Annotated in this window: 20 protein-coding genes; 3 read left to right on the forward strand and 17 right to left on the reverse strand. The window is 73.8% G+C overall.

Going from position 1 to position 24,311, the window contains the following annotated elements; genetic code table 11:
• The first annotated feature begins 59 nt into the window (after positions 1 to 59).
• On the forward strand, positions 60 to 1,406 hold the full coding sequence (locus tag AC067J_RS26670; protein WP_478303266.1) for an MFS transporter: 1,347 nt from the start codon (positions 60 to 62) through the stop codon (positions 1,404 to 1,406).
• Between the two features lie 98 nt (positions 1,407 to 1,504).
• Here the strand turns inward: AC067J_RS26670 and AC067J_RS26675 are convergent, their stop codons facing one another.
• Both AC067J_RS26675 and AC067J_RS26680 read right to left on the reverse strand, forming a co-directional pair.
• Positions 1,505 to 2,095: a hypothetical protein gene (locus AC067J_RS26675; protein WP_478303268.1), complete on the reverse strand. Its 591-nt coding sequence runs from the start codon at positions 2,093 to 2,095 to the stop codon at positions 1,505 to 1,507.
• Positions 2,096 to 2,111: 16 nt separating this feature from the next.
• On the reverse strand, positions 2,112 to 3,083 hold the full coding sequence (locus tag AC067J_RS26680) for an aldo/keto reductase (protein WP_478303270.1): 972 nt from the start codon (positions 3,081 to 3,083) through the stop codon (positions 2,112 to 2,114).
• Between the two features lie 450 nt (positions 3,084 to 3,533).
• Here AC067J_RS26680 and AC067J_RS26685 point away from each other — a divergent pair, with 450 nt between their 5' ends.
• On the forward strand, positions 3,534 to 4,346 hold the full coding sequence (locus AC067J_RS26685; RefSeq protein ID WP_478303271.1) for a hypothetical protein: 813 nt from the start codon (positions 3,534 to 3,536) through the stop codon (positions 4,344 to 4,346).
• A gap of 226 nt (positions 4,347 to 4,572) precedes the next feature.
• A complete protein-coding gene (locus tag AC067J_RS26690; RefSeq protein ID WP_478303273.1) occupies positions 4,573 to 5,244 on the forward strand; it encodes a phosphatase PAP2 family protein in 672 nt (223 codons plus the stop codon).
• A gap of 66 nt (positions 5,245 to 5,310) precedes the next feature.
• On the opposite strand, the gene AC067J_RS26695 is transcribed toward AC067J_RS26690, so the two are convergent.
• The 15 genes from AC067J_RS26695 to AC067J_RS26765 form a co-directional block, all read right to left on the reverse strand.
• Positions 5,311 to 6,615 (reverse strand): glutamate-1-semialdehyde 2,1-aminomutase, encoded by a 1,305-nt coding sequence (locus AC067J_RS26695; RefSeq protein ID WP_478303501.1) that lies wholly within the window; start codon positions 6,613 to 6,615, stop codon positions 5,311 to 5,313.
• 116 nt (positions 6,616 to 6,731) lie between these two features.
• The gene (rfbC, locus tag AC067J_RS26700) at positions 6,732 to 7,289 is read right to left on the reverse strand and encodes a dTDP-4-dehydrorhamnose 3,5-epimerase (RefSeq protein WP_478303275.1); all 558 of its coding nucleotides are present in this window, start codon (positions 7,287 to 7,289) and stop codon (positions 6,732 to 6,734) included.
• Positions 7,286 to 8,635: a polysaccharide pyruvyl transferase family protein gene (locus tag AC067J_RS26705; protein WP_478303277.1), complete on the reverse strand. Its 1,350-nt coding sequence runs from the start codon at positions 8,633 to 8,635 to the stop codon at positions 7,286 to 7,288. Before AC067J_RS26705 ends, rfbC begins: the two co-directional genes overlap by 4 nt.
• A complete protein-coding gene (locus AC067J_RS26710; RefSeq protein ID WP_478303279.1) occupies positions 8,632 to 9,579 on the reverse strand; it encodes a glycosyltransferase family 2 protein in 948 nt (315 codons plus the stop codon). Before AC067J_RS26710 ends, AC067J_RS26705 begins: the two co-directional genes overlap by 4 nt.
• The gene (locus AC067J_RS26715) at positions 9,576 to 10,907 is read right to left on the reverse strand and encodes a hypothetical protein (RefSeq protein ID WP_478303281.1); all 1,332 of its coding nucleotides are present in this window, start codon (positions 10,905 to 10,907) and stop codon (positions 9,576 to 9,578) included. The genes AC067J_RS26710 and AC067J_RS26715 overlap by 4 nt, the downstream gene beginning before the upstream one ends.
• A 5-nt stretch (positions 10,908 to 10,912) precedes the next feature.
• A complete protein-coding gene (locus tag AC067J_RS26720) occupies positions 10,913 to 12,199 on the reverse strand; it encodes a DUF4910 domain-containing protein (protein ID WP_478303283.1) in 1,287 nt (428 codons plus the stop codon).
• Positions 12,187 to 13,212, reverse strand: a complete 1,026-nt coding sequence (locus AC067J_RS26725) for an NAD-dependent epimerase/dehydratase family protein (RefSeq protein WP_478303285.1) — start codon at positions 13,210 to 13,212, stop codon at positions 12,187 to 12,189. Before AC067J_RS26725 ends, AC067J_RS26720 begins: the two co-directional genes overlap by 13 nt.
• A gap of 3 nt (positions 13,213 to 13,215) precedes the next feature.
• The gene (locus AC067J_RS26730) at positions 13,216 to 13,878 is read right to left on the reverse strand and encodes a PIG-L deacetylase family protein (RefSeq protein ID WP_478303286.1); all 663 of its coding nucleotides are present in this window, start codon (positions 13,876 to 13,878) and stop codon (positions 13,216 to 13,218) included.
• Complete coding sequence (locus tag AC067J_RS26735; RefSeq protein ID WP_478303288.1) at positions 13,875 to 14,699, reverse strand: glycosyltransferase family protein; 825 nt, start codon at positions 14,697 to 14,699, stop codon at positions 13,875 to 13,877. The genes AC067J_RS26730 and AC067J_RS26735 overlap by 4 nt, the downstream gene beginning before the upstream one ends.
• Positions 14,696 to 15,931 carry a class I SAM-dependent methyltransferase gene (locus tag AC067J_RS26740; protein ID WP_478303290.1) on the reverse strand — a complete coding sequence of 412 codons (1,236 nt, stop codon included), beginning with the start codon at positions 15,929 to 15,931 and terminating at the stop codon, positions 14,696 to 14,698. The genes AC067J_RS26735 and AC067J_RS26740 overlap by 4 nt, the downstream gene beginning before the upstream one ends.
• Entirely contained in the window at positions 15,932 to 17,206 is a 1,275-nt protein-coding gene (locus AC067J_RS26745) for a glycosyltransferase (RefSeq protein ID WP_478303292.1), read from the reverse strand.
• A 2-nt stretch (positions 17,207 to 17,208) separates the two neighbouring features.
• Positions 17,209 to 18,516, reverse strand: coding sequence for an O-antigen ligase domain-containing protein (locus AC067J_RS26750; RefSeq protein WP_478303502.1), 1,308 nt, complete (start codon positions 18,514 to 18,516; stop codon positions 17,209 to 17,211).
• 16 nt (positions 18,517 to 18,532) lie between these two features.
• Positions 18,533 to 20,062: a right-handed parallel beta-helix repeat-containing protein gene (locus tag AC067J_RS26755; RefSeq protein WP_478303293.1), complete on the reverse strand. Its 1,530-nt coding sequence runs from the start codon at positions 20,060 to 20,062 to the stop codon at positions 18,533 to 18,535.
• 13 nt (positions 20,063 to 20,075) lie between these two features.
• A complete protein-coding gene (locus AC067J_RS26760) occupies positions 20,076 to 22,025 on the reverse strand; it encodes a heparinase II/III family protein (RefSeq protein ID WP_478303294.1) in 1,950 nt (649 codons plus the stop codon).
• Positions 22,022 to 24,223: a bi-domain-containing oxidoreductase gene (locus tag AC067J_RS26765; protein WP_478303295.1), complete on the reverse strand. Its 2,202-nt coding sequence runs from the start codon at positions 24,221 to 24,223 to the stop codon at positions 22,022 to 22,024. The genes AC067J_RS26760 and AC067J_RS26765 overlap by 4 nt, the downstream gene beginning before the upstream one ends.
• Between the last annotated feature and the right edge of the window lie 88 nt (positions 24,224 to 24,311).

A 24,311-nucleotide genomic window follows, 5' to 3' on the forward strand; every position in this document is an offset into this window, starting at 1 on the left:
CGGCGCAGTGACCGACCCGGTCCGGCGCCCGCCGGCCGCGACTCGGACGGCGGGCCCGCATGACCGACACCGCGGTCGAGCCGCTGCACCGGCCGGGGCTGGCACTCGGCGTACTGGCCGGGGCGCTCGCACTGGACGTGAGCGGCCTCGGAGTGCTCAACGCCGCGCTGCCGTCCATCGGCGAGCGCTTCGACCTGGACGACAGCACGCTCCAGTGGGTCATGACCGCCTACGCCGTCACCTTCGCCGGCTTCCTGCTGGTGGGCGGCCGACTCGCCGATGTCCTCGGACGGCGGCGGGTGTTCGAGGTCGGCGTCGCCCTGTTCACCGTGTCCGCGCTGGTCGGGGCGGTCGCTCCCGGCATCGGGGTGCTGCTGGCCGCGCGCGCCGCCCAGGGCATCGGCGCCGCCCTGTCGGGGCCGGCCGCGCTGGCCCTGCTCACCGAGACGTTCCCGGCCGGCCCGGCGCGCAACCGGGCACTCAGCGTCTACGCGGCGGTCGGCGCCGCCAGCTTCAGCGGCGGGGTGATGCTGGGCGGCGTGTTGACCCAGTTCTTCGGCTGGCGTTCGGTGCTGTGGTTCTCGGTGCTGCTCGGGCTCGCCGTGCTGGCCGCGACGCGCGCCGGACTGCCCGGCGGTGCCGGGCACAGCGGGCGGCTGGACCTGCCCGGTGCGATCTCCGGCACGCTCGGACTCACCCTGCTCATCGTCGGCGTGAGCAGTGACGGCGCCTCGGCGTGGGTCCTGCTCCTCGCCGCGGCGGTCGCGCTGGTGCTGTTCGTCGTGCGCGAGCACCGCACCGCCGACCCGGTGCTCCCGCTCGGCCTCTTCCGGATCGCCTCGGTGCGGGCCGCGAGCCTGGCGGCGTTCCTCCAGTACATGGGGTCGGTCGGGATGCTGTTCTTCGCACCGCTCTACCTGCAGGGGATGCTGGACTACTCGCCCTTCGAGTCCGGCCTGGCGCTGGTGCCGATGTCCCTGGCCGTGTTCCTCACCGCCAACTTCGCCACCGGACGCCTGCTGGCCAAGTACACCCCGCGGACGCTGATGGCCGTCGGCCTCGTCCTGATCGGTGTGGGCACCGGGCTGTGGATGGGCACGCCGCACGACGGCGGCTACGTGCAGCACGTGCTGCCCGGCCTGGTGCTCAGCGGCATCGGCCAGGGGCTGAACTTCCCCTCGATGACGTCCGCCGGGCTCAGCGGGGTCCCGGGGGAGCAGCACGCCGTCGCCGGGGCGGTGAACGTCGTGACGCAGCAGATCGGCGCGAGCGTGGGAGTGGCGGTGATGGTCCTGGTCGCGGCGACCACCGACGACCAGCTCGCGGGCTACCACCTCGCCTACGTCACCGCCGCCGCCGCGTGCCTGCTGGGAGCGGCGGTCATCGGCGTGAAGCGGCAGGCCTGAGGGCTCCGGCTCCTGCCGGGGGCGGTTCCGGTGTACGGCGCACCGCACACCGGAACCGCTCCCGAGCCGGCCTGCCGCCGCTCGGGGAGCGCCGGACCTCAGGAGGCGCTGAACCTCAGGACGAGGCGGGGGCACGGCGCCGATTCCTCGCCCTCGGGGGGAGGACCCCACGCCGCGAGCGCGGCGGAAGCCCCCTGCGGGCCGGATTCCAGATAGCAGATCATGTTCACCGGGTACCGGCTGTTGTCGAACATGTAGCGGTCCATCGGTGTCGGATCCTCGCTTATTCGCAGCCCGCGCTCCTCGGGCGGGCCGATCCGGTGCCAGTCGGGGTGCAGGTGGACGGAGCCCAGGATCTCGACCCCTTCACTGTCCGCCTGCCGGTGAATGCGGAGCAGGTCCTTCGAGCTGCACCAGAATCCCCGGCGGGGGTTCCGGTAGGCGGCTCCGAAGCACGGCTCTATGGATCGCGCGAACTCCTCCAGCGCCCTCGGGTCGGTGGCCCGGACGTTGCTCGCGAACTGGACGGCGGTGACGGCCGCGACACCGTCGACGACGGTGCCCAGCAGGAGGGCGAAACAGGAGGGCGGTTCCTCCGGCGTACAGGCCTCGTATTCGTCGCGTGCGACCGTGATGAAGGACTTGAGGGCGTCGAACCCGATCAGGACGGTGTGCGGGGCGAGGGACACGGCGACTCCGCCCCCTTCAGCCGACGTGCGCACGGTCGTCCGCCGCGGTGGTCCGCGACGCGGTGTCCAGCGAGTCGACCTCGGCCGGGGAGAGCTCCAGGGTCGCGCCCGGGATCAGTTCGGCGAGCTGCTCGGGCGTCCTGCTGCTGGCGAGCGGGGCGACGACGTGGGGCTGCGCCCTCAGCCAGGCCAGGGCCACCGCGGCCGGGGCGGTGCCGTGCCCGGCGGCGATCGTGTCCAGCGCCCGGAGCACCGCGCGGCCGCGCGGCATCTCACCGTACGGTCGCGCCGCGTCGCTGCGGACGCTGTGGACGGCGGGTGCGTCCTCGCGGTACTTGCCCGTCAGGAAGCCCTGTGCCAGGGCGAAGTACGGGACGCAGGAGACGCCCTCGCGCTCGCAGACCGGCGCGATCCCGCCCTCGAAGGGTTCGCGTTCCATGAGGTTGTAAGGGGGCTGGACGGCCACGTACCGGGCGAGCCCGGAACGCTTCGAGACCTCCAGGGACTCGGCCAGCCTGGCGCCGCTGACGTTCGAGGCGCCGATGTGCCGCACCTTCCCCTCCGTGACCAGGGCGTCGAGTGCGGAGAGGGTCTCCTCCAGGGGAGTCGCGGGGTCGTCCGCGTGCGTGTAGTAGAGGTCGATGTGGTCCGTCCGCAGACGGCGCAGCGAGTCCTCCACCGCCTGCCGGACGACCTTCGCGGTGAGCCCGGACAGCCCGTTCAGCCGGCCCACCTTGGTGGCGATCACGAAACGGTCCCGCCGGCCGCGCGCCGCCAGCCAGTTGCCGAGGATGGACTCGGACTCCCCGCCGGTGTTTCCGGGGGCCCACTGCGAATAGGAGTCGGCGGTGTCGATGAAGTTCCCGCCCGCGGCGGCATAGGCATCGAGAACGCGGAACGAGGTCTGCTCGTCGACGGTCCATCCGAAGACGCTGCCGCCGAGGCAGAGTGGAAAGACATCGAGCTCGGAATGTGCGATGGAAACCAATGGACGCTCTCTGGATTCATACCGGTTCCGGTGGCCGGTTCCGGTGCGGAGGGTGGGAAGGGGGGCGCGGCCCGGCGACTTCCCACGTCGTCCCCACCCGAGGGGCGGTCCGACGCCCCCCGACAGCAATGTCCAATGAATGGCGCGCGCTTGATTGCCAGTCAGCGCGGAAACCGATACTACCGCCCGGTCCGGTCCGTGCAATATTTCGGCAGGATTTCGTCGCGGCCGGGGTGTGTGCCCGCGCCGTCGTTCCGCGTTCGAACGTCGACGGCGGGGCGGGGTCGGTGGACGCGGCCGGCGGGGCGCTTCGGAGGCGGCCGGCGGGACCCTTCGGGGTCGCCGGGCCCCTGCCCGCCCGCGCGGGGGCGCGGGCGGGCGGGGGCCCGGCCTCCCATTTTCTGTTATGCCAATTGACACAACTTCAATTGCCGACCTAGGGTCCCGCCCATGGAGGAACGCAGGGGGCGCGGCCGGCCCCGGAAGAACCCGGAGCAGCTGGCGCGGTGGACACCGCCCGAAGGCTGGTCCCGGCTGGTGGCCTGGATCTCGCCCGAGGAGAAGAAGGCACTCAAGCGGGTCGCCGTCGAGGCCGAGGTCTCGGTCGCGGACCTGGTCCGCGCGCTGGCGGCCGGTCTGGCGACGGGTGCCGTCACCCACGAGGAACTGGTCGGTCAGGTCAGGAAGGGCAGGCAGGTCATGGAGAAGATCCCCACACTGTTCGAGCGTGACGGCGACTTCCGGGTCGTCGACCGGCCACGGGGGGAGTGTGCATGGGTGTTCGACGGCGAGGGAGCCCCGACGGAGAAGCTCGACGGGACCAACATCCGGCTCACCGTCCGGGCCGGGCAGCTGGTGCGGGTGGAGAAGCGGCGCAACCCGAGCAAGCCGCAGAAGAAGCAGGGGATCACCGACGGCTGGTACGTCGACACCGCCGAGGGTGCCGCGGAGGACAAGTGGGTCCTCGCCGCCGCCCGCAACACCGACGTCACCTCGTGGCCGGACGGCGAGCACTCCTGCGAGGCGCTCGGCCCCCGCATCCAGGGCAACCCCCTGGGCCTGGACGACCACCGGTGCGTGCCGTTCAACCTGGAGGTGCCGGTCTACCAGGGCGTTCCGCGCGACTACGCCGGCCTCCGCGACTACCTCACCGAACTGGAGAGCCGCTTCGCCCCCGGCACCCTGGCCGAGGGCATCGTCTTCCACCACCCGGACGGCCGCCGCGCCAAGATCAAGCGCAAGGACTTCCCCGTCTCCGCCTAGCCGGGTACCGAGCCGCCGGAGCGCCGCCCCCGGTGCGGCGGCGTCGGTGCACGGTCGCCCGCGCCAGCGGCCGCCCCGCCCGGTCCGGGGGAGCCGTTCTCCGTGAACGGCCGTCGGCGCCGGTGGGCCGCTGACATACTCGGCCCATGCCTGAAGAGGTGGAGCCCGAACGGACATCAGGACGGCAACCGGTCCCGGCCGCGAGCCGGGCGGGCGCGGTGGTCGCGTGACCGGCCGGCCGGCGCCCGTGGTGCTGCCCCCGTCGCTGCGCGCGGGGCTCGGGCTGATCGCGGCCCTCGCCGCGCTGGTGGTCGTCGTGCTCGGGATCCGGTACGCCGGCGTGGGCGATCCCGGCACGGTGGACGCGCGGGCCCGGGCGGCGGTGGACGGGGTGGGGCCGTCGTGGCGGAACGTCGCGTTGGCGGCGGACTCCTTGGGGGAGCCGGTGGGGGCCGCGACGCTGGTCGCGGCCACTGTGACGGGCTGCCTGCTGCTCCGGCGTCCTCGCGCAGCGGTCTTCGTCGTCGCCGGCGTCGGCGTCACCGTGGGGACGACGACGCTGCTCAAGCACCTGGTGGGGCGCACCATCCACGGCGGGTTCCTGTCCTACCCGAGCGGGCACACCGCCTTCGCCGCCGCGTTCGCGCTCGCGGTGGCGATGCTCGCGACCCGCCGCCGAGGCCGGGACGGGCCCGGCCTCGGCAGGACGGCCGGCACCCTGCTCGTGCTCGCCGCGGCGCTGGTCGCCGGCGCCGTCATGGGCTGGGCGCAGGTCGCTCTGGACGCGCACTACCCGACCGACGCCCTCGGCGGCCTGTGCACCGCGCTGGCGGTGGTGCCGGCGACCGCGTGGGCGGTCGACCGGACGGCCGACGTCGTCCGGCGGGAGCGTCGCTGACGTCACGCCGGACGACGCCACGTCACCCCGAGTCACACCGGGCTGCCCGACCTGTGTGACGGTGCGTCACACCAGGCGGCGGAACACGGGTTTCACCGGCCGCCCGGCGAGCCAGGGGGTGGGGTCGCCGGCGTCCAGCGCCTTCCGGTACACGGCGCAGGCCCGGGCCACCACGTCGACGGTGTGGTCGATGTCGGCGTCGTCGAGCGCGCTGCTCACCACGAACGACGGTGCCAGCACCCCGCCCGCGAGGAGCTGGCGCAGGAACAGGGTGCGGTACTGCTGCGACGGCTGCCGGTCCTCGTCGAGGGTGGCGAAGACCAGGTTGCTGGCCCGGCCGCGGAGGACGAGGTGGTCGCCGACGCCCGCGTGTGCGGCGGCCTCGCGGACACCGGCGGCCAACCGCTCGCCGAGGGCGTGCAGGCGGGCGGTGACGCCCTCCTCGGTGTAGGTGGTCTGCACGGCCATTGCGGCGGCCAGCGAGTGCGTCTCCGCGCCGTGCGTGGTGGACACCAGGAACACCCGCTCGCCGGAGTGCCGCAGCCCGCCCCGCTCCATCAGCTCGCGGCGCCCGGCCAGGGCGGAGACGGCGAACCCGTTGCCCAGCGCCTTGCCGAACGTGGAGAGGTCGGGGACGACGCCGTACAGGCCCTGGGCGCCCGCCTCGGACCAGCGGAACCCGGTGATCATCTCGTCGAAGACCAGGAGGCAGCCGTGCCGGTCGGCCAGCGCGCGCAGGCCGGCGAGGTAGCCGGGCGGCGGTTCGGTGTGGCCGGCGGGTTCGAGGACCAGGCAGGCGACCTCGTCCCGGTGCCGGGTGAGCAGTTCCTCCGTGGCGGCCAGGTCCCCGTAGGGGAACGCCACGGTGAGCTCGGTGGTCGCGGCCGGAACACCGGCGGAGAGCGGCGTGGTGCCGATGAACCAGTCGTCGACGGAGAAGAACGGGTGGTCGCCGCAGATGGCGACCATCCGGCGCCCGGTGACGGCGCGGGCGAGTCGCACGGCGGCGGTGGTGACGTCGGAGCCGTTCTTCGCGAACTTCACCATCTCGGCGGTCGGCACCGTGGACAGGAAGCGTTCCGCGGCCTCGACCTCCAGGATGGACGGCCGGACGAAGTTGCTCCCGCGGTCGAGTTCCCGCCGCACCGCCTCCAGCACGCGCGGGTGGGCGTGGCCGAGGCTGACCGACCGCAGGCCGGAGCCGTACTCGACGTAGCGGTTGCCGTCGATGTCCCACACGTGGGCACCGCGGCCGTGGCTGATGACCGGGGCCAGGTTCTCGGGGTACTGGTCGTCGCCCTTGGCGTAGGTGTGCGCGCCCCCGGGGACGAGCGCGTGCAGCCTCTCGTTCGCCCGACGCGACTGCGGCAGGCTGAACTCGTCGGCGCTCCACGGGCCTTGGGAGCCCTGGCGGCCCTGTGAGTCCTGGGCGTCCTGGGCGTCGCGGGTGTCCTGGGTGTCCTGGATGTCCTGGGTGTCCTGGGGGTTCACGCCGACCGCCCCTCGTGCCGCAGCGCCTCGGCGAGGCTCGGCGCCTTCCGGTCCCGCTCGGACACCGACACGGCCGGCAGCGGCCAGGGGATGGCGAGTTCCGGGTCGTCGAAGGCGATCGTCACGTCCTCGGCCGGGTCGTGCGGGCGGTCGATCCGGTACGAGACGTCGGCGGTGTCGGTGAGCGCCTGGAACCCGTGGGCGCACCCCGCCGGGATGTACACGCTCACCTGCGTCTCGCCGCTCAGCTCGAAGAAGGCCCGGTTGCGGTAGGTCGGCGAGTCCGGCCGAAGGTCCACGACGACGTCGAAGACCTTCCCGTAGGAGCAGCGCACCAGCTTGGCCTCGCCTGCGCCGGAGCGCAGGTGCAGGCCGCGCAGCACGCCGCGGACCGAGCGGGACACGCTGTGCTGGACGAAGGCGTTCGGGTCGAGGCCGACCGAGCGGACGACCTCGGCGTCGAACGTGCGGCAGAAGAAGCCGCGCTCGTCGGCGTACGGCGTCGGTTCGAACAGGTACGAGCCGGCGATCGCCGGGACTTCGGTCGCCTTCATGGAGCCTCCCGTGGAGCGTGGTCGTGGGTGTGGTCGTGGGTGTGGTCGTGGGTGTGCGCGGGGTTCCGGTCGTGGGCGGGGTCCCGGGCAGGGTTCCGGTCGTGGGCGGCGGAGCGGGCGCGGGCGCGGCCGGCCGCCGGGACGTGGGCCGCCGGGAAGAGGGCCGCCGTCAAGGCGCTGAACTGCTGTTCGAGCTCCCGGCGGGCGGCCAGGTTCCGCTCGGCGAGGGTCCGCCGCAGCTCGGGCGACTGCTTCTCCAGTGCCCGGAACTGCTCGATCAGCCGGTCGGCGTCGACCTCGCGGGCCGGGTGGCTGTACTCGCCCAGCCCCATCCGGGCCATCAGCGCCTCGCTCTTCGCCGCGTAGCTGAGGGCGAGCGTCGGCGTGCCGGCCTTCAGCGCGCAGATCAGGTTGTGGTACCGGGTCGCCACCACGGTGTCGGCGGCGGCCGTCTCCCGCATCAGGTCGGCCAGCGAGGCCGGGGAGGCGGCGGTGAGCAGCGGCGAGTCCACCGCGTCGAGGATCGCGGCGACCACCGGCCGGTCGACGTCGTCGCCCATGAGCAGCCGGACCCGTCTGCCGTCCGCGACCAGCGCGCGGACGAAGCGGGTCGTCCCTTCGAGGTAGCGCCGGTGGATCTCCTCCGCCCGGGCGCGGTCGTCGTTCCCGCCGTGGAAGGCCATGACGCCGACGCAGACCGGGCCCGGCGGACCGTCGGGCGCGGCCGACGGCGGAGACGGCAGGGAGAAGGCGAGGTCCGGGTAGACCTCGTCCTGCCGGGTGTCCACGCCCATCGCCCGCATCGCCTCGCGGGACGGGGCGTCCCGGTACGACCGGTACGCGGCCAGCCGCGCCGACCAGCGCACCAGGGCCCGGGTGGGCCGGCTGCGGATCTCGGCGGCGCCGACGCTGACCAGCGCCACCCGGGTGCCGAGCAGCCGGCCGGACGCGCAGAGCAGGAACAGCGCGTACGGGAAGCCCCACGGCCGCAGCGGCAGCGTGGCCTCCAGGACGCCCATGCCCGGCACGATCACCACGTCGTGCCGGCGCACCCAGGCGGCGGTGCGGACGGCGTCGACGAGCTTGCCCAGGCCCTTCGCCGCGATCGAGCCCGCCCGCGACGCGGTCCGGTACTCGCCGCGGTACCAGTGCAGCCGGGTGGCGGGGATCCCGTACCGGCTGGTGACGGCCTCGGGTCCGCCGCACAGCGCGTCGACGACGGCCTTCGGGTGCTCGGCGCGGAGGTAGCCGAGCAGGGCTTCGAGCGAGCCGTCGTTGCCGAGGTTGCCGGAGCCGAGCAGGCCGAACACCCCGACGCGCACCGGGGTTCCCGCCGTGGAGGTCATGCCCGCCTCCCTTCGCGCCCGGCGACCAGGGCGTCCACGGAGACGGCGAGCCGGTCCGGGTCGACCGGGGCGCGGTCCTCGACCCGCTCGCCGGCGCCCGGCCGGGCCCGGCTGGCGGCCCAGGCGGCGAGGTGGCGGTAGCACTCGCGCCGGTCGGCCGGGGACAGCGGCACCCGCTGGAGCATCGCGACGAAGCCCCAGACGTACTCGGCGAGCAGCCGGGGGGTCGGGTGCAGTGGTCCGGCCCGGCGCGGGTCCAGGTTGACGCACCGCGAGCGCTTGGAGGGGTTCGCCCGCTCGGCGCGGGTGGGGTGGTCGCGGCGGAAGTACAGCAGTTCCGGCACCTGGTGGAAGCGCCCGCGCAGGCCGATCTCGGCGACGAAGGTGCGGTCCGCGTGGTGGTAGCTGTCGAGCGGCTTGACCCGGCGCAGCACGTCGGCCCGGATCACCCCGTAGAAGTCGTCGCCGCCGGGTTCGAACAGCATGCTGCGGAAGCGCTCCGGCGCGTGCGGCGAGCCGGTGGCGAGCCCGTACTCGTAGGGGACCTTCACCCGGCCGTCGCCGTCGACGATCGCCTGGTCGGCGTGCGCGAGGATCACGTCGGGCCGCTCGTCCAGTGCCTCCACGCAGCGCAGCAGCAGGTCCCGGGCGTACAGGTCGTCGTGCGAGGCCCACTTGAACAGCTCGCCGCGGCACTCGGTGAACACGTGGTTGTGGTTCGGCGAGGCGCCGATGTTCCGGGGCAGCCGGAGGTAGCGGATGCGCGAGTCCCGCGCGGCGTAGCGGCGGCAGATGTCCTGGGTCGCGTCGGTCGAGGCGTTGTCGGAGACGACCAGCTCGAAGTCCTCGAAGGTCTGGCCGAGCAGGGCGTCGAGCGACTCGGCGAGGTACTCCTCGCCGTTGTAGACGGGCAGCCCGATGCTCAACCGGGGTACGGCGGTCATGGAGTCCTCACTTCGGGGATGTCGTCCGCCACTTCGGGGGCGGGGGCTCGGTGGTGCTCGCGCAGGGCGGCCCTCAGCTGCTGCCACCACACGGCCGAGCCGCAGGCGGTCGCGGTGGCGACGCCCCAGGCGGAGCCGGCCGTGCCGGCCAGGGCGGCTCCGCCGAGCCCGCCGCCGAGGTAGCAGGCGGAGGCGAACAGTTGGCAGCGCAGGCTCCGCCGGGCCGCGGCGAGCGCGCGCAGTCCGGCCGCCGCGCCGCTGCCGAGGCCGGCGCCGGCGACGCCGAGGGTGGCCGGGACGATGAGATCCGAGGACGAGTGCCAGACGTCGCCGAGGACGAGCTCACCGATCCGGTCCGGCATCAGCAGCAGTGCGGCGCCCCACAGCAGCGCGGCGGCGGCCTGTCCGCCGCCCAGCCGGAGGCAGAACCCGCCGAGCCGGTGCGGTGCCTGCCGCAGCACCCGGGCCGCCTCCGCCACGGTGACCAGGGACAGTCCCATCAGCAGGGCGAGGAAGGGGCCGAGCAGGAGCTCGGCGCCCCGGACCGTCCCCACCGCGCCGACCCCGACGATCGCGCCGAGCCCGTACGCCCGGAGCTGGCCGGCGGCGCTCAGGCTGACGTTCTCGGCCAGGTACCGGCTGCCGAGGTCGCGCTGCTCGCGGAGCCACCCGCGGGCCGCGGTCACCCGGGGCCGGATGCCGGACTGGAGGAAGCCGTACCCGGCGGCCACCGCGGCGGCGGCGCCCCAGGCCAGCAGGAAGGCGGGCACGGTGTTCACGCGGGCCGCCACGACCATCGCCGGGACGAGCGCGACGCCCTGGACGAGGTCGTTGGCGAACGACTTCCGCCCGGCGCCGGCGGCGAAGAACGCGAACCGCCGGGAGTCCTGGAGCAGCAGCGCCGGCAGGGCGGCGCCGAGGCAGACGAACGCGGGCCCGATCCGGCCGCCGAGGCCGAGCCCGATGAGCAGGCACACGGCGCCGAGGGAGGAGCCGATGACGAGCGCGGTCCCGGACGACCGGGCCGCCGCCGCACGCCAGACCGTGTCCGGTACGCCGCTGAACCGCACCATGAGCGGGTCCGTGGCCAGCCCGCGGGCGACGTTGAGCACCAGGCCGTAGGTCAGCCAGGCCAGGCTGAACACGCCGAACGCGGTCACCCCCAGCGAGCGGGCCACGAAGACGCCCACCGCGAAGTTGGTCATGCTGGAGACCGCCTGGTCGGCCAGCCCCCAGGACAGCCGGCCGGCGACGCCCCGGCCGGCGGTCCGCCGGGTCCGCCCGGGAGGGTCCGCCCGGGTCGTCGTCTTCTCCCTCTCGGTGGTCATCGGCGTCAGGCCGCCTTGATCAGCTCGGCGTCGTGCAGGGCGTCGGCCGCGGCGGCGACGGTGTCGAACGGCAGCCCGGACCGCTCGGCGACGTCCAGCAGACTGTGCTCCCCGTCGGAGAGGCTGAGCACCCAGAGCATGGCCAGCTGCGCCTGCTTGGCGTCGCTGCGGCCGCCCAGCGAGTCGTACAGCCCGCGCCGGCCCAGCTGCGGTTCGCCGTACGGGCTGAGGTTGAGGTACCGCCGGTTGCGGTCGAGGACGGCGAACGCCTCCCGGCAGACCGCGAGGGTGTCCGCCATCGCCTCGGGGGAGACGAAGTCCGGGTTGTCCGCCGAGGTGTGGTACTCGGGGTACCCGGCGTACGGGGTCCGGGTGAGCGAGCCGACGCCGAGGTCGAACCCCGGCGAGCAGTACTGCCGCTCGTCGTAGCCGTACGGCGTGAACTCGTTGACGTGGTGCGGTCGTTCGCTCGCGCGAAGGACGTGCTTCAGCACTCGGTCGATCTCCGCGTCGCCGCGCCTGCTCTGCTTGTACGTCAGCGGGCCCCGGTCGCCGGCGCAGGCCAGCACCAGCCCGTGCTTGACCCTCTCCACCCGCTCCGCGTTGCGGGCCAGCCAGGTGATCGCCCCGATGGTGCCCGGCGCGAAGATGAACCGGTAGGTGTGGTACGGGTTCCGCTCCGCCAGCTCCCGCGCGAGGAAGACCGCCACCGCGACGCCCGCCATGTTGTCGTTGGCCAGCGCGGGGTGGCAGACGTGGCAGGAGACGATCACCTCGTCGGTGACCTGCCCGGGGACGACGTGCTCGGCGTAGGTGAGGTGGCCGTCCGCGAGCGTGGAGTCGATGCGCACCTCGTACTCGCCGTCCGGCATCGCGTCCAGGGTCTCCTGGGCCAGGCAGAACCCCCATTCGGGTTTGTAGTAGCTGGTGCGGTACGGCACCCAGGCCGGGTGGTCGGGCAGGGTGTGCAGGTGTCCGCGCAGCTCGGCCAGCGGCATGGTCGCCGCCACCGGGACGCTGTAGCCGAGCACGTGCAGGCTGGACGCGGCGAAGTCGACGACCCGGCGGCCGGCGGCGTCGGCGATGTACGCGTCCCGGATGTTCCACTCCTGCGGCACCGTCCAGTCGAGCACCTGCGTCCCGGTCGGCACCTCGTGCACCTGCAGCGGGAGGTACTCGCCGACGATGTCCAGGGTGGCGCGCACGCCGTCGCCGGTGATGCTCCGGCAGAGCGGGTACAGCCGCTCCACCAGCGCGTGCATCCGGTCGCCCACCGCGGTCATCGGCGCCACCGCAGGGTGTCGTCGACGGTGCCGGCGTCGGACGCCGCGCGCAGCACGGCCAGCCGGGTGAAGCGCTGCTCGAAGCCCTCCCGGGTGAGCCCGAACTGACGGTAGGCGTCGGCGAGTTCGAGTGCGCCCCGCTTCACCGTCCACTCGCAGTCGAAGCCGGGCAGCGCCGCGCGGAACCGGGAGAAGTCCACCCGGTAGGACCGCGGGTCGGCACCGTTCTCCCCGGTGATCACCACCTTCGCGCCGGACACCGCCTCGGCGACCTGTCCGGCGATCTCGGCGACGGTGACGTTGTTGGTCTCGCTGCCGATGTTGAACGCCCGGTCGTGCACCGCCTCCCGCGGCGCCACCAGCGCGGCCGCGAAGGCCCGCGCGATGTCGGCGGCGTGCACCAGCGGGCGCCAGGGGGTGCCGTCGGAGAGCACCAGCACCTCGCCGGACAGGAGGGCGTGGCCCACCAGGTTGTTCAGCACGATGTCGGCGCGCAGCCGGGGCGAGAAGCCGAAGGCGGTGGCGTTGCGCAGGTACACCGGGCTGAAGTCGCCGTCGGCCAGCGCGTGCAGGTCGTCCTCCACCCGCACCTTGGACTCCGCGTACGGCGTCACCGGCCGCAGCGGGGCGTCCTCGGTGACCAGGTCGTCACCGCCGGCGGCACCGTAGACCGAGCAGGTCGACGCGTACAGGAAGCGCCGCACCCCGGCCTCGCGGGCCAGCCGGGCCAGCCGCACGGAGGCGTGGTGGTTGATGTCGTAGGTGAGGTCCGGCGCCAGCGAGCCCAGCGGGTCGTTGGACAGCGCGGCCAGGTGGATCACGGCGTCCACCCCGGCCACGTGGTCGGCCGTGACGTCGCGCAGGTCCACCCGGTGCCCCGGCGGGTCGGCGGGCGTCGGGCCGAGGACGCAGTCCGCGAACAGGCCGGCGTCCAGCCCGACGACGTCGTGTCCGGCGGCCGCGAGGACCGGGGCCATCACGGTGCCCAGGTAGCCCTGGTGTCCGGTCAGCAGTACGCGCATGGTTCAACCCCCCAGGTTGAGAGTGCCGAGATCGAGTGTGAACTTGGTGACCGCGAACGCCTCGGCGTAGCGCTCGTGGCATTCGATGCCGCGGATCCGTGCCAGCCCGAGGAAGGCCTCCCGGTCGTACCAGGGCCGGTGCCGTTGCGAGGGGTAGTGCTCCTGCAGCAGCCGCACCTTCTCCTCGGCGACCTCCGGGGAGAGCGGCTGGTACGCCGTCGGACGGCCGAGGTCGGCGTCCCACTTGACGATCTCGTAGCCGAGTACGAGGTGGTCGCGGAACGCGGTGGTCACCAGCCGCGCCAGGCCGCGGTGGTCCTGGTGCGCGTCCTCGGTGCGCGGTGCGAGGACCAGGTCCGGCTCGGTCCGCCCGCGCAGCTCCTCGACCGAGGCCTTGGCCTCGTCCCAGTGCGCGGGCAGCCGGCCGTCCGGCAGCTTGAGCACGGTCAGGCGCAGGTCGGCGTCCGGGCAGAAGGCGGCGAGCGCCTCCCGCTCCTCCTGCTCCCGCTCGCCGCCACCGCCGGAGAGCACCAGCGCGTCGACCCTGAGGCCCGGCCGCGCGAGGCACATCGTCAGCAGCGTGCCGCCGGCGCCGATCGCGATGTCGTCGCAGTGCGCCCCCACCGCGGCGATCCGGTCCGGGCGCCCGGCCCCGAGCCGGATCACGCGGTCCCCGCCACCGCGCCGGTCCCGCTGCCGCCCGCGCCCACGGCGTCCCGCTCCCACACGGCCCACGGGCGGTCGCCCCGGGTGTAGGCGGCGTCGAGCGCGGCCCGCTCCTTCACGGTGTCGGTCGGCTTCCAGAAGCCGCGGTGCTGGTGGGCCACCAGCCGGCCGCGCTTGGCCAGTTGGGTGCAGCCGTCGGCGACCAGGTCCCCGTTCTCCGGGATGTGGTCGAAGACCTCCTGGCGGAGCACGAAGTAGCCGCCGTTCTCCCACAGCGGCAGCTCGCTCACCGCGGTGATGCCCCCCACCAGGCCGTCCTCGGCCAGCTCCACGCAGTGGAACGACTGCTGGGGCGGCACCACCATCATCGACGCGCCGGCGTCGCGCCGGGCGAACCGGTCGATCATCTCCGGCAACGGGGCGTCGGTGAGCACGTCGGCGTAGTTGGCGAGGAACATCTCGTCGCCGTCCAGGTGGTGGCGCACCCGGCGCAGCCGCTCCCCGATCGGCGACTCGATGCCGGTCTGCGCGAACGTGATCGTCCAGGAGGCGATGTCGGTGGACAGCAGCTCGGTCCGCCCGCCCCGCAGCACGAAGTCGTTGGACGTCGTCTCCTCGTAGTTGAGGAAGAAGTCCTTGATGTGGTGGGCCCCGTACCCGAGGCACAGGATGAACTCGGTGTGCCCGAAGTACGCGTAGTAGCGCATCACGTGCCAGATGAGCGGCCGCGGGCCGACCATCGCCATCGGCTTGGGCACGTCGTCGGAGGCTCCGCTGCGCATGCGCAGCCCGTAACCGCCGCAGAACAGGACGACCTTCACGGCTTGACCTCGACAATGCTGAGTTCCGGGATGGGGAAGACCAGCCGGCCGCCCCAGGCGTGCACGAAGGACAGCTGCTCGACCAGCTCGTCCCGCAGGTTCCACGGGAGGACGAGGACGTAGTCCGGCCGGTCGGTGGCGATCTGCTCGGGCGGCAGGATCGGGATGCGGGTGCCCGGGGTGAACCTGCCGTGCTTGTAGGGGTTCCGGTCGACCGTGTACGGGAGCAGGTCGGGCCGGATGCCGCAGTGGTTGAGCAGGGTGTTGCCCTTGCCCGGGGCGCCGTAGCCGACGACCGTCTCGCCGCGCTCGGCCGCCTCGACCAGGAAGCGCAGGAGGTCCCGGCGCACCTTGGCCACCCGGGCGGAGAACTCGGTGTACCCGGACAGCTCCCGCAGCCCGGCGGCCTTCTCCCGGTCCAGCACGTCGGCCACCCGCCGGCTCGGCTCGCCGGCCACCTCGGCCGGCCGGGCCCACAGCCGGACGGAGCCGCCGTGCGTGGGCAGCAGCTCGACGTCCACGAGCGCGAGTCCGCCGCTCTCCAGCGCCCGGGCCGCGGAAGCGACCGTGTAGTACTGGAAGTGCTCGTGGTAGATCGTGTCGTACTGGTTCTCCTCGATCAGGGTCAGCAGGTGCTGCACCTCGACGGAGACCCAGCCGTCGTCGGCGACCAGGGCGCGCAGCCCCCGGGTGAACCCGACCACGTCGGGGATGTGCGCGTACACGTTGTTGGCGACGACCAGGTCCGCCGGGCCGTGCTCGGCGCGGACGGCCGCGCCGGTGGCCGGGTCCAGGAACTCCGTGAGCGTGGGCACGCCCGCTTCCCGCGCCGCCGCGCCGACGTTCACCGACGGTTCGACGCCGAGGCAGCGGATGCCCCGGTCCACCACGTGCCGCAGCAGGTACCCGTCGTTGCTCGCGACCTCGACCACGAAGGAGTCGGGGCCGAGGCCCAGCCGCGGCACGGCGTCGGCGACGAAGGCGCGCGCGTGCTCCACCCAGGAGGTCGAGTACGAGGAGAAGTACGCGTACTGCGTGAACGTCTCCTCCGGCGTGATCAGCGGCGGGATCTGCGCGAGCCAGCAGTCGGTGCAGACCCGCAGGTGCAGCGGGTACGTCGGTTCCGGCCGGTCCAGCTCGTCCGCGGCGAGGAAGCTCTCGCACGGCGGGGTCGCCCCCAGGTCGACGACGCTCCCCAGCGCCGTCGAGCCGCAGAGTCGGCATCGTGTCATCTACTGCCCCCATTTCCTGCCCGCGCGGGTGTCCCGCCGCGAGCCAGCGTTCGTCCCTACCACCGGCGGCGCGCCGTCCGCGCCCCCGGACCGCCCCGCGATCGCGGTGCGGTACTCCTCCACCAGGCGCTCCAGCCCGACCACCGGACTGAACGCCTGGTCGTAACGGTGCCGGGCGGCCCGGCCCATCTCCCGGTTGCCCGCCGGATCGGCCGTGACCCGGCGGAGGCAGGCCGCGAGCGAGGCCGCGTCACCCGGCCGGTGCAGCAGCCCGGTTACCCCGTCCTGCACCAGCTCGGCGAGGGCGCCGTGACCGGCGGCGACGGCCGGGACCCCCGCCGCCATCGCCTCCCCGACCACCAGGCCGAACGTCTCCAGCGACATCGACGGGGCCACCACGGCGACCGATCGCGCGACGGCCCGCCGGACCTGCTCCGGGTCGTACAGGCCGGCGTAGCGCACGTCGTCCCGGCCCGCCGCCCACGCGGTCACCTCGGACTCCAGCGGCCCCGCGCCGGCGAGCACGAGCGGCACACCGACACCGCCGTCCGCGGCGACCGCGTCCCACGCGGCCATGAGCAGCCGCACGCCCTTGGACTCCGTGAGCCGGCCGAGGAAGAGCACGTGCTCGCCGGAGTCCGCCCGGTCGGTGCCGGGGTCGGGCACGAAGTTGTGCTTCACCACCAGCCGCTCGGCCGGCATGCCGGACCGCACCAGGATGTCGCGCTGCGCCGCGGAGATGCAGAAGAACCGCTCCACACCGGACCACCACCGCCGCCGGTTGACCGCCAGGCTGACCGCGAGCGGCACCGTCGCGAGCCGCGAGTTCCGGTAGCAGCCGTGCCGGACGGCGGGCAGCGACGCCACCGTCCCGACGCACTCGGTGCACGCCGCGCCGTCCCGGTGCAGCGTGCCGGGCGGGCAGACCTGGGTGTAGTTGTGCAGCGTGGCGACGACGGGCACGCCGGCGTCGGCGCAGGCGGCGATCACCGCCGGCGACAGCAGCGGGAAGACGTTGTGGACGTGCACCACGTCCGGCCGCTCGGCGCGGAGCCGGGCGGTCAGCTCCGTGCGGACCGCCGGGTTCCACGGCACGAGGAGCGGCACCGCGGCCTTGCCGAGCAGCGAGCGGGTGGCGATCTCGTCGCTGCGCCGCTCGAACACGTCGACCCGGTGGCCGGCCGCGCGCAGCAGCCCCACCTCCTCGTCGACGACCCTGTTCTCCCCGCTCGGCTGCGCCGAGGAGTAGCGGTTGTGCACCACGAGGACGTGCATGGTCAGGTCACCTCCCGATTCCGGTTCCAGCGCGGGACGCGTCGCCGCGGTACCGCGGGCGCCGTCAGGGGTGCGGCCGCGGCCGGTGCCGCGAGCAGCGAGGCGGCCAGGGCGAGGTGCAGCAGGTAGGGCGAGGCGTCGCCGAGCCCGGCCTCGGTGTACGAGGAGATCGCGACGTAGCTGATCAGGAAGATCGCGCAGGCCCTCGGCAGCGAGGGCGGGCGCAGCAGCGCGATCCCGCCCAGCGCGAGCAGGATCGCCGCCACGAGGACGATGCCGAGCTGGCCCTGCTCGTTGTAGACGGCCAGCCAGCTGTTGTCGATCGGCAGCCCGCCGAACGACTTGTCGCCCAGGCCGGTGCCGAACACCCGCTCCGGGAGGGTCCGGGGCGCCGTCAGCAGGGCGTCCCAGACCTTGGCCCGGCCGGTGAGGTTGGAGAAGTTCTCCTTGCTCTGCCCGCGCATGAACCACGCCTGCAGCGCGGAGGAGAACGCGACCGCGGCCACCGTGGCGGTCACCACCGCCCAGGCGAAGAACCGCCGGGCGGCGGCGCTGGTCAGCACGAGCGAGCCGATCGCCAGCGCCAGCCCGATGAGCAGGCCGACGGTGGCCGTCCGGGTGTGGGTCATCGCGAGCAGGACGAGCGTCGGCACGATGACCACCGCCGCGCTGCTCCCGGTGGTCCGGCGGTCCAGCAGGAGGAGCACGGTGAGCCCGATGATCACCGCGGAGTACTGTCCGATCTGCGGCGGGGTGAGCGGCCACAGCGCGCCGACCAGGCGGCCGCCGTAGTACTCGGGCATGGCGGTGCCCGGTGAGATCACCAGGCCGGCGGCCACCGACACGAGCACCCCGAAGTACATCCGGATGTGGGTCCGGACGAGCATCAGGCTGCCGGTCCACCAGCGGCTGAGCAGCCACAGCGTGCCGATGAAGAGGGTCAGCCGGGCGCAGCGGAACAGCGCGCCGACGCCGACCTCCAGGTGCAGGCTGGAGATCAGGCTCGGCACCAGCAGCAGGCTGAGCAGGAACAGGAAGGCGCTCGCCCGGATGCGCAGCCGGAGGTTGAGCACGAGCGCCAGTGCGAACGCGGAGACCAGCGCGCCCATGGTGGCCATCTGGATGAGGGAGCGGGGCAGCCGCACGACGGTCTTCGCCCCGGCGGAGCCGAGGGTGTTGAGGCCCAGGAGCGCCCAGACGATCCAGACGGCCTTCGGCGTGGCGTCGGGGCGCCGCTCGGCACCGGGCCGGGGGAGCACCGTGCCCGGTCCGCCCGCCGTGCCCGGTCCGCCCGCCGTCCCGCCGCGCATCGGTTCCCCGCCCACCTCAACCACCGGCCTGCGGGGCGAAGGTGCTGCCCGGGTCCTGCCGGTACGGCGCGCCCTGCCACTTCGCGGCGTCGAGCTTCCGGTCCGGGTCGTCGACGACGAAGCTCCACGGTCCGAGGTAGGCGTTGTCGTGCCAGCGGTTGTCCTGTTCGAGGGTGATCGCCTGGGCCACCCGCTTGCCCTTGTACGGCGACCAGTCCGGGTAGGTGCCGTAGTTGGAGAGCACCGCCATGCGGGCGCACTCCACCGTGCACTTGACGACGGAGGTGTCGAGGGAGAAGCGGTTGTCGTGGATGTCCACCCGCTGGGTCTTCCACCGGCAGTCGGCGTAGAGCGGTGCGGTGTCGATCTCCGGCTTCACGCAGCGCCGGGTGTCCTTCACCAGCAGCGTGCAGTAGCCGGTCGAGGTGTTGGCCGGGCTGTTGCAGAACCGGTCGGCGTTCTCCCACAGGGTGATCCCGGACCAGTTGTCCTCCAGGACGTTCCGGTAGATCTCGATCCGGTCCGTGCGGGCCGGGACCCGGGGTTCGCCGCCGGCCTCCGACACGTAGACCGCCGCGTACGGGAAGTTGTCGTCGGCGGCGGCGTGGCGGCGGCCCTCGACCCAGTTGTTGCGCCGGATCGTGTTGTTCCTGATGACCGCGTTGTAGCTGGTCTCGTACATCAGCGCGGTGCCGTCGTTGGACTCCAGTACGTTGTCCTCGAAGAGGAAGTCGTTGTTGTTGTTGTCCGCCCACAACCCGGCGCCGCGGTTGTCGTGCACCCAGTTGCCGCGGACGTCGGCGCCGTCGACGGCCCAGAACTTGACGCCTCCGGTGCAGCCGCAGCCCGGCTGCCGCCGCTCCCAGTCGTCGGTGTTGTTGCCCACGATCTCGTTGCCCTCGACCAGCAGGCCCCGGATGGAGTCGCCGGTCTTGTAGGCGTTCATCCCGTACTGCCCGTTGTCGCGCAGGCAGTTGGCGCGGACCTGCTGGCGGGCGCCGGCCATCAGCCCGGCGCCGGAGTTCTCCTGGATCGTCGCGTGCTCGATCACCCACCCGTCGGCCATGTCGTGGTTGACCACGCCCTCGTCGTGCGGCGCGACGAAGCCCTGCACGGTCAGGTAGCGGATGGTGACGTCGGGGGCGGTACCGCTGAACGCGTAGTTGTTGGTCTTCCGGCCGTCGAGCACCGCGCCCGGCGCGCCGAGGTAGGTGTTCCCCTCCTTGGCCATCACCTGGGCGTAGCGGTCCGGTTCGAGGGTGTGCGTGCCCGGGAGGAGCCAGAACGTGGTGTGCGGCGGGTTGTCCCTGGTCTTCGCGGCCAGGTCGTCGACGACCGCGGGGTCGACCGTCACCGCGCCCGCGGGCGCCGTCGCGGGCCCGGCCGCCGGGGCGGCGCACACCCGGGCCACGGCCACGGGCCCGGACGGCGGCGCGGTCGGCTCCGCCGGGGCGTCCGACCCGCTCGTGCAGCCGGTCGCCACCAGCAGGGCGAGCGTCAGCGCCGCCGCCGCCGACGCTCCCCGGTGCCCTCTCCTCGTCCCCACGCGCCCCCGCTCCCTAACCGCGGAACCCGAGCACGGTGGTGAACCCCTGCGCGCCGTCGGCGAAGCCGGTGCCGACCAGCGTGGTGGCGGGCTCCTTGCGTCCGAAGCCGGCGGAGTACCAGCCGAGCGGCGGGTCGGTCTCGCCGCGGTGCGCCGACCAGGACAGCTGCCCGGGAAGATCGAGCACCGCCGAGCGGTCCTCGCCGCCCCGGGTCCAGGTCAGCACCGCCCGGTGCCCCGTCAGGTCCGCGGTGACCGCCGGGCCGAGGTGGAACGCCAGGCGCACGGCCCGGCGCGGTCCGCGCACCTCGTCGACGATCCGCAGCTCCCGGGTCGCGGCGGTCAGCTCCACCCGGCGGCGGTGCACCGAGGCCTGGTAGCCGTCGTGCTCGGCGCTCCAGCGGGCCACGCCCTCCCCGGAGGCGTCCGCGACCAGGACGCGGCTGCGGGCGTGCCGGGTCCACAGGAACGGGCCGCCGGAGACCGACTGGTCACCGCCGTCCAGCTGCAGGGTGTTGTGGCCCAGGGTCGACCGGAAGTACTGCCGCCACTCGGGCTGCCCGTGGTAGCAGAACGTCCCCGGGTCGGCGAGCACGTCGACGCCGTCGTGCCGGACCTCCACGGACAGCGCGTCCGCGTGGGCGTGCGCGGCGATGGACAGGAACCCGTGCGGACCGCCGTCGCAGCGGCACCAGATCTCCTCCGGGCCGCGCAGCACGGTCAGGCCCGCGTCGGCGAAGTGGGACGGCCGCTCGGCCGGGCGGGCCACGGTCCCGTTCCGCGCGTACGGCCGGAGGAGCGCGGCCAGCAGCGGGGTGCGCACATCGGTGCCGGTCACCGCCGGCCACCAGGCGAGCCGGCCGAACACGGCGTCCCCGGTGGCCAGCAGCGAGCCCCAGCGGTCGGTGCCCGCGCCGTCCAGGACCAGACCGTGCCCGTCGTCCGCGTCCCCCTGGCGCGGGGGCCGCAAGCGGTTGTCCACGACGGCCGCGAGCGCGTCGGTCATCCGCAGCAGCACGAGCCGGACGGTCGCGGGGACCGGCACGGACGCGGCGTCCGCCTCGGCCACCGCGGCCAGGCCGAGCTCCAGGACGAGCCCGTGGTACTCGGTGGCCAGCTCGCGGTTGAGGCCGGAGGGGAAGGTGTTGGCGCGCAGGTTCCGCTCCAGCGACCGCAGCGCGGCGGACCGCCAGCGCGCCGACGAGGGGAACCACCCGAACGCGCAGGCCGCGGCGAACTGCCCGGCGGCCTCGGCGATCACGTGGTTGTTCGCCGACGACCCCCGGCTGGGGAAGGCGGCCAGCCAGCGCTGGTGGTGCCAGATCTGGTTCAGCGCCACCGGGTTGCCCTCGAACAGCCCGGCCGCGCCCGGCCAGCCGTCGAGCAGCCGGCGCACCCACACCCAGGACAGCAGCCGGATGCCCAGCTCGATGCCGCTGATCCAGTGCACGCCGCGCAGCGGCGGGTTGGCCGCCCACCAGGACCGCAGGTGCTCGGCCACCCGCTCGGCGTACCGCTCGTCGCCGGTGACGGCGTAGGCGGCGGCGAGCACCGTCAGGTACTGGTGCCGGGACGGTTCCCAGATCTGCTTGACGTCGCCGACCGCGTCCTCGCTCCGGTACGGCACGTCGAAGGCGTAGCCGGACGGCGCCCGCCGCCCGGTCTTCGGGTCGCGCCACCAGTCGGGGTCGACCAGGTCGTCCCGCTCCACCCCGAACCACTCCGCGTGCCCGTCCAGCAACCGGTCCGCCTCGGCGACGAGGCGCTTCGCGGCGTCCGACGGCACCGCGGCGACCGCCCCGGCGGGCAGCACGGCGGTGAACCGGGCGCCCGCCACCGGCGGGCAGTCCGGCGGCGCCGACCGCCACCGCCGCCTGCGCACCGCGTCGCCCACCCGGCCGCCGACCTCCTGCGGCCCCATCCGGGACAGCCGCCGCAGGTACCAGCCCGCGCCCATGGTCATCGCGACCTCGCCAGGGTCACCGGCGCGCCGCCGACCAGGGCGGACTGCACGGCGAGGGTGGCCGCCGTGGTGGCGACCAGCGACTCCAGCGGCACCGGCAGCGGCCCGCCGGTCCGCACGGCCGCGACGAACGCGGCCAGTTCGGCTTCCTGGCCCTTGTCCCGGGCCTTCGGCAGCCGCGAGCTGACCCACCGCTTGCGTCCGGCCGTGCTCTCGAAGTGCACCGAGGCGCGGACGAAGTCGTCGAGCTTCAGCACCTTGCCGTCCGCGACGAGGTCCAGCGTCTCCTTGGGGAAGCCGGACGCGCCCGTGGTGACGTAGCTGATGGTGGCGGTGGAGCCGTCCGGGTAGCGCAGCACCACCTGGAGGTCCTCGTTGCCGGCCGGGGCCACCGCGTACACCGAGACCGGGTCGGCGTCCAGCAGCCAGCTCGCCGTGTCGATGAAGTGCCCGCCCTCGCCGGCGAACCGCGAGCCCTCGGAGTCCTGCCGGAGGTACCAGCTGCCGTGCTGCAGCCGGCCCGCGTTGACCAGGTAGCGCAGGCTCGCCGGCCCGGTCCGGGCGCCGAACCTGGTCCTGGCCTCCCGCAGCAGCGGCGCGAACCGGCGGTTGAAGCCCACCTGCAGGCGGTCGTTGCCGGACTCCTCCACCGCCGCGAGCACCCCGGCCAGCTCGTCCTCGGTGAGCGCCAGGGGCTTCTCCACGAACACCGTCTTGCCGGCGAGCAGCGCCCGGCGGGTCAGGTCGGCGTGCGAGCTGTGCCGGGTGACCACGAACACCGCGTCGACGGACTTGTCGCCCAGCACCGCGTCGAGGTCGGTGGTCGCCTGGGCGAAGCCGAACTTCCGCTGCGCGTTGGCCGCGGACAGCGCCGTCGTGGTGACGACCGTGGACAGCGTGACGCCGTCGCGCCGCGCCAGGTGCGGCAGGATCATCGACGTCGCGTAGTTCCCCGCGCCGACGAACGCCAGCCGCACCGGCGTCCCGGCGGGCCGGGCCGGGGAGGACGCCCCGCCGCCGCGGCGCACCGCGGGCACCGCCACCGCCGGGGCCGGCGCCTTCTCCTCCTCCCCGGGGCCGGGGTACCGGAACAGCACGGCCACGGCCTTCAACTCGCCGTCCTTCAGACGCTGGTACGTCTCGACGGCGTCGTCGAAGTCGGCCACGTGGGAGATCAGGGGCTCGACGTCGACGCGGCCGCGGGCGAGCAGGTCGAGGAAGCACGCCAGGTTGCGGCGCTCGGTCCAGCGCACGTAGCCGATCGGGTAGTCCCGCCCCTCCAGCTCGTACTCCGGGTCGTAGCGCCCGGGGCCGTACGAGCGGGAGAACCGGACGTCGAGCTCCTTCTCGTAGTACGCGTTCCACGGCAGGTCGAGGCGGCACTTGCCGATGTCGACGACCCGGCCGCGGTCCCGGCTCAGGCGGGCGGCCAGCTCGACGGGCTGGTTGCTGCCGCCGCCGGCGGCCAGGTACACCTGGTCGACCCCGTGACCGCCGGTCAGCTCGGCGACGGCGGCCTCCACCGCCGCGGACCCGGGATCGCCGGCGGCCGCGGCGCCCAGGCGCTCGGCGAGCTCGCAGCGCACCGGGTCGGGGTCGGCCCCGACGACGCGGACCCCCGAGGCGGCGAGGAGCTGCACCACCAGCTGCCCGATCAGCCCGAGGCCGACGACCAGCGCCACCTCGCCGAGCTGCGGCTCGCCCTGCCGCACGCCCTGCAGGGCGATCGACCCGACGGTGCCGAAGGCCGCGTGCCGGGGTGCGAGGCCGTCCGGCACCGGGCTGTAGAGGTTCTTCGGCACCCAGTTCAGCTCGGCGTGCAGCGCGTGCTCGTTGCCGGCGCAGGCCACCAGGTCGCCGACCTTCACGTCGTCGATCCCGGCGCCGACCTGCTCGACCACCCCGCACAGCGAGTAGCCCAGCGGCGTGTAGGAGTCCAGCTTGCCCATCACCTTGCGGTAGGTGGCGGGCAGGCCGTTGGTGGCCACGCTCTGCATCACCTTGGCCACCTGGTCCGGACGGGAGCGGGCCTTGCCGACCATCGACATGCCGGCCTCGGACACCTTCATGAGCTCGGTCCCGGTGGATATCAGCGAGAAGGCGCTGCGGACCAGCACCCCGCCGGGCTTGCACCCGGGCACCGGCACGTCGAGCACCGCCAGCTCACCGCTCTTGTAGTTCTGCACGACCTGTTTCACCGGAAAGTCCCCTTGTTTCTGTGCCGTCGAGTGGGCGCTGCGCCGTCGGGTGAGTGCTGTGCCGTCGGGTGAGTGCTGAGCGGTCGAG

It is taken from the genome of Kitasatospora sp. NPDC042419 (assembly GCF_056437345.1).

Excerpts from the sequence above, each read along its gene's own strand:
- AC067J_RS26670 (WP_478303266.1), top strand. The coding sequence starts at position 60 with ATGACCGACACCGCGGTCGAGCCGCTGCACCGGCCGGGGCTGGCACTC.
- AC067J_RS26685 (WP_478303271.1), top strand. The coding sequence starts at position 3,534 with ATGGAGGAACGCAGGGGGCGCGGCCGGCCCCGGAAGAACCCGGAGCAG.
- rfbC (WP_478303275.1), bottom strand. The coding sequence starts at position 7,289 with ATGAAGGCGACCGAAGTCCCGGCGATCGCCGGCTCGTACCTGTTCGAA.
- AC067J_RS26705 (WP_478303277.1), bottom strand. The coding sequence starts at position 8,635 with ATGACCTCCACGGCGGGAACCCCGGTGCGCGTCGGGGTGTTCGGCCTG.
- AC067J_RS26710 (WP_478303279.1), bottom strand. The coding sequence starts at position 9,579 with ATGACCGCCGTACCCCGGTTGAGCATCGGGCTGCCCGTCTACAACGGC.
- AC067J_RS26715 (WP_478303281.1), bottom strand. The coding sequence starts at position 10,907 with ATGACCACCGAGAGGGAGAAGACGACGACCCGGGCGGACCCTCCCGGG.
- AC067J_RS26725 (WP_478303285.1), bottom strand. The coding sequence starts at position 13,212 with ATGCGCGTACTGCTGACCGGACACCAGGGCTACCTGGGCACCGTGATG.
- AC067J_RS26740 (WP_478303290.1), bottom strand. The coding sequence starts at position 15,931 with ATGACACGATGCCGACTCTGCGGCTCGACGGCGCTGGGGAGCGTCGTC.
- AC067J_RS26745 (WP_478303292.1), bottom strand. The coding sequence starts at position 17,206 with ATGCACGTCCTCGTGGTGCACAACCGCTACTCCTCGGCGCAGCCGAGC.
- AC067J_RS26750 (WP_478303502.1), bottom strand. The coding sequence starts at position 18,516 with ATGCGCGGCGGGACGGCGGGCGGACCGGGCACGGCGGGCGGACCGGGC.
- AC067J_RS26760 (WP_478303294.1), bottom strand. The coding sequence starts at position 22,025 with ATGACCATGGGCGCGGGCTGGTACCTGCGGCGGCTGTCCCGGATGGGG.